General features: G+C 62.8%; 4 protein-coding genes and 1 other RNA gene. 3 read left to right on the top strand and 2 right to left on the bottom strand.

Annotated elements, in window-relative coordinates; translation table 11 throughout:
* Positions 1-624: 624 nt before the first annotated feature.
* An RNA gene (gene ffs / locus PHP91_RS17005) (signal recognition particle sRNA small type) lies at positions 625-718 on the bottom strand.
* A gap of 123 nt (positions 719-841) precedes the next feature.
* Here ffs and PHP91_RS17010 point away from each other — a divergent pair.
* Positions 842-1,771, top strand: coding sequence for a bile acid:sodium symporter family protein (locus PHP91_RS17010; RefSeq protein ID WP_300143645.1), 930 nt, complete (start codon positions 842-844; stop codon positions 1,769-1,771).
* A gap of 129 nt (positions 1,772-1,900) precedes the next feature.
* Positions 1,901-2,647: a DUF4198 domain-containing protein gene (locus PHP91_RS17015; protein WP_300143648.1), complete on the top strand. Its 747-nt coding sequence runs from the start codon at positions 1,901-1,903 to the stop codon at positions 2,645-2,647.
* Between the two features lie 59 nt (positions 2,648-2,706).
* On the opposite strand, the gene PHP91_RS17020 is transcribed toward PHP91_RS17015, so the two are convergent.
* The gene (locus PHP91_RS17020) at positions 2,707-3,162 is read right to left on the bottom strand and encodes a hypothetical protein (RefSeq protein WP_300143651.1); all 456 of its coding nucleotides are present in this window, start codon (positions 3,160-3,162) and stop codon (positions 2,707-2,709) included.
* Between the two features lie 278 nt (positions 3,163-3,440).
* On the opposite strand from PHP91_RS17020, the gene PHP91_RS17025 reads away from it, so the two are divergent.
* Positions 3,441-4,646, top strand: coding sequence for an outer membrane protein transport protein (locus PHP91_RS17025; protein ID WP_300143654.1), 1,206 nt, complete (start codon positions 3,441-3,443; stop codon positions 4,644-4,646).
* Positions 4,647-4,817: the final 171 nt, after the last annotated feature.

The following is a 4,817-nucleotide window of genomic DNA, read 5'->3' on the forward strand; positions in this document are numbered from 1 at the left end:
GGCGTCGTCGACAGGCTTTCACCCGTTCCGGTAGCCAGATGCGTAACGGGTGACAGCAGCCATCGAGGATGGGGGCTCACAATGCGGGGGGGGCTCCATGACCAGGCCTTGTCGTAGCTTCCCCGCATCGTCATGCCCGTTCCGTATCCGTCTTGTTCCCCGGACAGGGCTGCATGTAGCGGGCGTGTCCGTGGACGCCATCGTCTCCATCCCGGAGATGGCCGGCACGCCGTTTGACCGCAAGAATGTCGGCTGATGCAGCGGAGAAGGCCGAGGCCGCCACTCTGGCCATGCCACACTCCATCATGCTCATCGTCACGCCGCGCCGGACATCGATGGCAAGTTCATGGGGCGGGGCTCGACTTCCCGGAGATGGCTCTGATCGGCAACGCGGACAGGGACTTCGGCATCCACAAGGGGCGGCGCCTTCTCGTGCGCCGTGGCGGGACACGGCCAGGGAACCTCTGGCCCCGCGCTGATTCGGCGGCTCCATGAGCCCTGGACATCCAGAAGACCCCATGGCGGACGGGAACCCGGTTTTCGACAAGAGCAGGGCCCGCCGTCTGCCTGAGGCAGGGTGAAGTAGAGGAAATGAAAAAGGCGCGTTTCTTGGGAAACGCGCCTTTGAGTGGAAACCGGACACCCGATGGCAACCAATACCGCTGCTTCCTTTCGGACCTGACGGGGTTCTCGGCGCAACCGCCGCCCGGCTTCCCTCCACTTGGGAAAGGACTTCCTACAGCGCTTTGGGCCGGTTCGTCAACTCCTCATATGACGAAGCGGGGAGGCTTTTCCAGCCCGCCGCATTGACAGGAGGCGATTTTTGGGCCAAGGCTCGCCCATGTCCCTTGCGTTTCTGCCCCGGCTGATCGAGAAACATTTCATCACGCTCTCCGTGCTGCTCTCGTTGGCGGCCCTGGTCCATCCAGCGTGGTTCACCTGGATCAAGCCGCATATCCCCATGGGGCTCGGCATCATCATGTTCGGCATGGGGCTGACCCTCGAATTCGGCGACTTCCGCGAGGTCCTGGCCAAGTGGCCCCTGGTGGGGCTGGGCGTGGCCCTGCAATATTTGGTCATGCCCGTGCTGGCCGTGTCCATCTCCTTTGTCCTCGGCCTGCCGCCCGAGGCGGTGATCGGCATGGTCGTGGTCGGCGCCTGCCCCGGCGGCACGGCCTCCAACGTCATCACCTACCTGGCGCGGGGCAACGTGCCCCTGTCCGTGACCATGACCCTGGCCTCCACCTGCCTGGCTCCGATCCTGACCCCGGCCATCATCTACCTGGTGCTGGAGCGCGAGGTCTCCATGGACTTCTGGGCCATGGTCCGCTCGGTATTCTGGATCGTGGTTTTCCCCATGGTGGACGGCCTGATCCTGCGCCGACTGTTCCGTCGCCGGCTTGACCCGGTGGTGCGCTTCTTTCCCTCCCTGTCCATCCTCGTCATCGCGCTGCTCATAGCCTGCATCATGGGGCTCAACCAGGAGATGCTGCTCACCTTTCCGGCGCTCGTCCTCCTGGCCGTGGTCCTGCACAACGGGCTGGGGCTCGTGGCCGGATACGGAGTGGCCCGGATGCTGCGCTGCTCCCGGCGCGACGCCCGGACCGTGGCCATCGAGGTGGGCATGCAAAACTCCGGCCTGGGCGTGGCCTTGGCGGTCAAGTACTTCGGGGCTGGCAGCGCGCTGCCCGGCGCGCTCTTCAGCCTGTGGCACAACGTCACGGGCGTAGGCCTGGCCCGGCATTGGCGGGTCAGTGACGACGGGGCATAGCCGGGGCGCGTTCCGCCGTGTCACAACAATTTTTTTTTACTTGACCGGTGCCACCTTTGAAGTATTAGTATCCCCTCATTGGTTACGAAACGCTGTTTCATATTCAACTGTTCAAGGTGGGAGGAAGTGATGAAATCGAGAATCATGGTGTTGGCCGGAGCCCTGCTGCTGTTCATGGCGTCGGCCGCCAGCGCGCATTTCGGGATGATGATCCCGGATACGGACGAACTGACCCAGGAGCAACGGACGGTGAACCTGACCCTTTCGTTCTCCCATCCGTTTGAAGGGGTGGGCATGGAGCTGGAGAAGCCCGCCCAGTTCTTCGTGGTGCAGGACAACGACCAGAAGACCGACCTGCTCGGCGCCCTGACTCCGGCGAAGGTGATGGACCATTCGGCGTGGAAGGCCTCCTTCACCGCCAAGCGGCCCGGCCTGTACGTCTTTGTCTTCGACCCGGTCCCCTACAAGGAGGACGCGGAGAACAACTACATCCGCCACATCACCAAGGTTGTCATCGACGCCTACGGCGAGGGCGAGGAGTGGAACAAGCCCCTTGGGCTCAAGACCGAGATCGTGCCGCTCACCCGGCCTTTCGGCAACTACGCGGGCAACGTCTTCCAGGGTATCGTCATGCTGGACGGCAAGCCGGCCCCCTATACCCGCGTGGAAGTGGAGTTCTACAACAAGGACGGCAAGCGGACCGCTCCCAACGAGCGCATGGTCACGCAGGAAGTCGTCGCCGACGGCAACGGCGTGTTCACCTTCGCCTGCCCCTGGAAGGGGTGGTGGGGCTTCGCCGGCCTGAACACCGACTCCCAGCCCTACAAGGGGCGCGAGCTGGAGATGGGCGCGGTCATCTGGGTGGAGATGCGCTAGGCATCCGGCCTGACGGACAGACGAAATTGAAGACCCCGGCAGGTTCGCCGGGGTCTTTTTCATTTTGCGGGAGAGTGCTTTCCCTGTGCGGGGGCAGTAGACTTTTCGTTGCGCATGAGCTCCAGGATGGGGGTGACGAACTCGTCGGGGAAGGCCCCGGCCATGGCTCCGAGGAAGGCCCCGGCCATGGCGCCGACGATCAGGTTGGCCTCGTTCGCGCTGTTGGCCACCTGGACCAGGGCGCCCAGGAAGCTGCCCATGAACGCGCCCATCATCCAGCCGTCGTGGTTCACGCCCCGGTAGGGAGCAAGGCCCTGCGAGCAGCGCAGCAGGTCCTTGAGGAAAAAGCCGCAGAACGCGCCCAGGAAGGCGGAGACCAGCGTCAGGGCCATGCCGGGAAAGACCGTGTGCAGGGTGAATCCGTAGCGGAGGGACCCCTCCACGATGCCCGCCAGGCCGCCCACGGCCAGCAGTCCGTGAAAGTGCTTTTCCTTGATGTCCAGTTTGGGAATCATGCCCGCGCTCCGCAAGAGGAAGGTTTTTCCTGTCCCGGTAGCGCTGCCAGATCCGTGCCGCGCGCGGGGAATCGGTCGCGACGGCCTTTCAAACATCTGTTTTAATAGCAAATTTGAAGCCGCTGTATTTACAAAATCGCATGGCTTGGTTATAACTCGCCAGTTTGTGCAAATGTAACGAGTTCTCGGTGCGGACGGCCAGGGGGCCTCTGGCAAAAGGCTGTCGCATCGGACAAGACCGTCATCGCGGAATCGGTGGCGGCCGCCAAGGGGGAAGGATGAAACGTATTTTCGCGCCGGTGCTTATCGGTCTTTTTTTGTGTCTCGCGGCTTCGGTCCCAAGCGTCCAGGCGGGCGGATTCGCCCTGTATGAGTGGAGCAACCGTGGTCTGGCCATGGGCACCACCGGTTACGCCCAGGGCGTCGACGCCTCGGTCGTGGCCACCAACCCCGCGCTGATGACCAAGTTGTCGGGCGATCGGGTGCTGGGCGGCGTGGTCTTCATTTCTCCCCAGACCACCGTGAAGGTCAACGGGGACAAGAACAAGACCAAGGCGAACATTTTCGCCGTGCCCCATGCCTATTACGTTCACCAGATGGAATCCAACGACAAGGTCTGGTTCGGCGTCGGCATGTTCACCCGTTTCGGCCTCGGCACCGAGTACGACAAGAACTGGATCGCCAAGGCCGGCCTCCAGTACGTCGACCTGGAGTCCACCTCCGTCACCCCGACCATGGCCTTCAAGTTCACCGACAACTTTTCCATGGCTATCGGCGTCGAGGCGTTGCGCGGCTCCATCAAGCTCCAGAAGACGGTTCCCTTTGGCGGCGACAAGATCGTCAGCGCCAGCACCGAGGGCTATGCCGTGGGCGGCAATGTGGCCCTGCACTATGATTTCAGCGATCAGTGGTCCGCGGGCCTGATCTGGCGAGCGCCCATGAAGATCAACACCACCGGCTCCGGCCAGTACGATCTGGGCGGCACCAGCACCACCAGCGACCAGCACATCAAGGCGACCCTGCCCGGCAGCTACACCCTCGGCGTGGCCTATCAGCCCAACGAGGACTGGACCTTCGAGTTCGATATCGTTCACACCCGCTGGGACTCCGTGGATTCCATGGACTACAGCGGCGTCATCAATACCAGCGACAATCTTTACTACAAGAACACCTGGCGGTTCCAGCTCGGCGCCGAGTACCACGTCACTGACTGGATGTCCCTGCGCGGCGGCTACGTCTACGACCAGACCCCGACCCGCGCGGGCCATGCCTCGTTCATGCTCCCGGCCAACGACCGCCGCCTTTTCTCCGGCGGCCTCGGCTTCAACTGGGATAACTGGACCGTGGACATCGCCGGCATGTACATCACCACCAAGGAACGCAAGGGCGTCGGCATCCCGAATCCGGTGGGCCCGGCCTGGAACGTGGAGTTCGTGAACGGCACCACCTGGGCTTCCGGCGTCTCCGTAGGCTACACCTTCTAGCCCTTCCCCGATGAGTGCAAGGACCCCCGCTTCCGGCGGGGGTCTTTTTCTTATGCGGCCCCATGTCAATCCCTCCCATTTGCCCTGTCTTCGACTGTTCACAGGCCAGACTCTACCCTCACCATTGCGGCTAATAGAGTGTATTCCTTTTCTTATTCGTGCTCTGCGGCA

Source organism: Pseudodesulfovibrio sp., assembly GCF_028692895.1.
In the GTDB taxonomy this organism is placed as follows: domain Bacteria; phylum Desulfobacterota; class Desulfovibrionia; order Desulfovibrionales; family Desulfovibrionaceae; genus Pseudodesulfovibrio.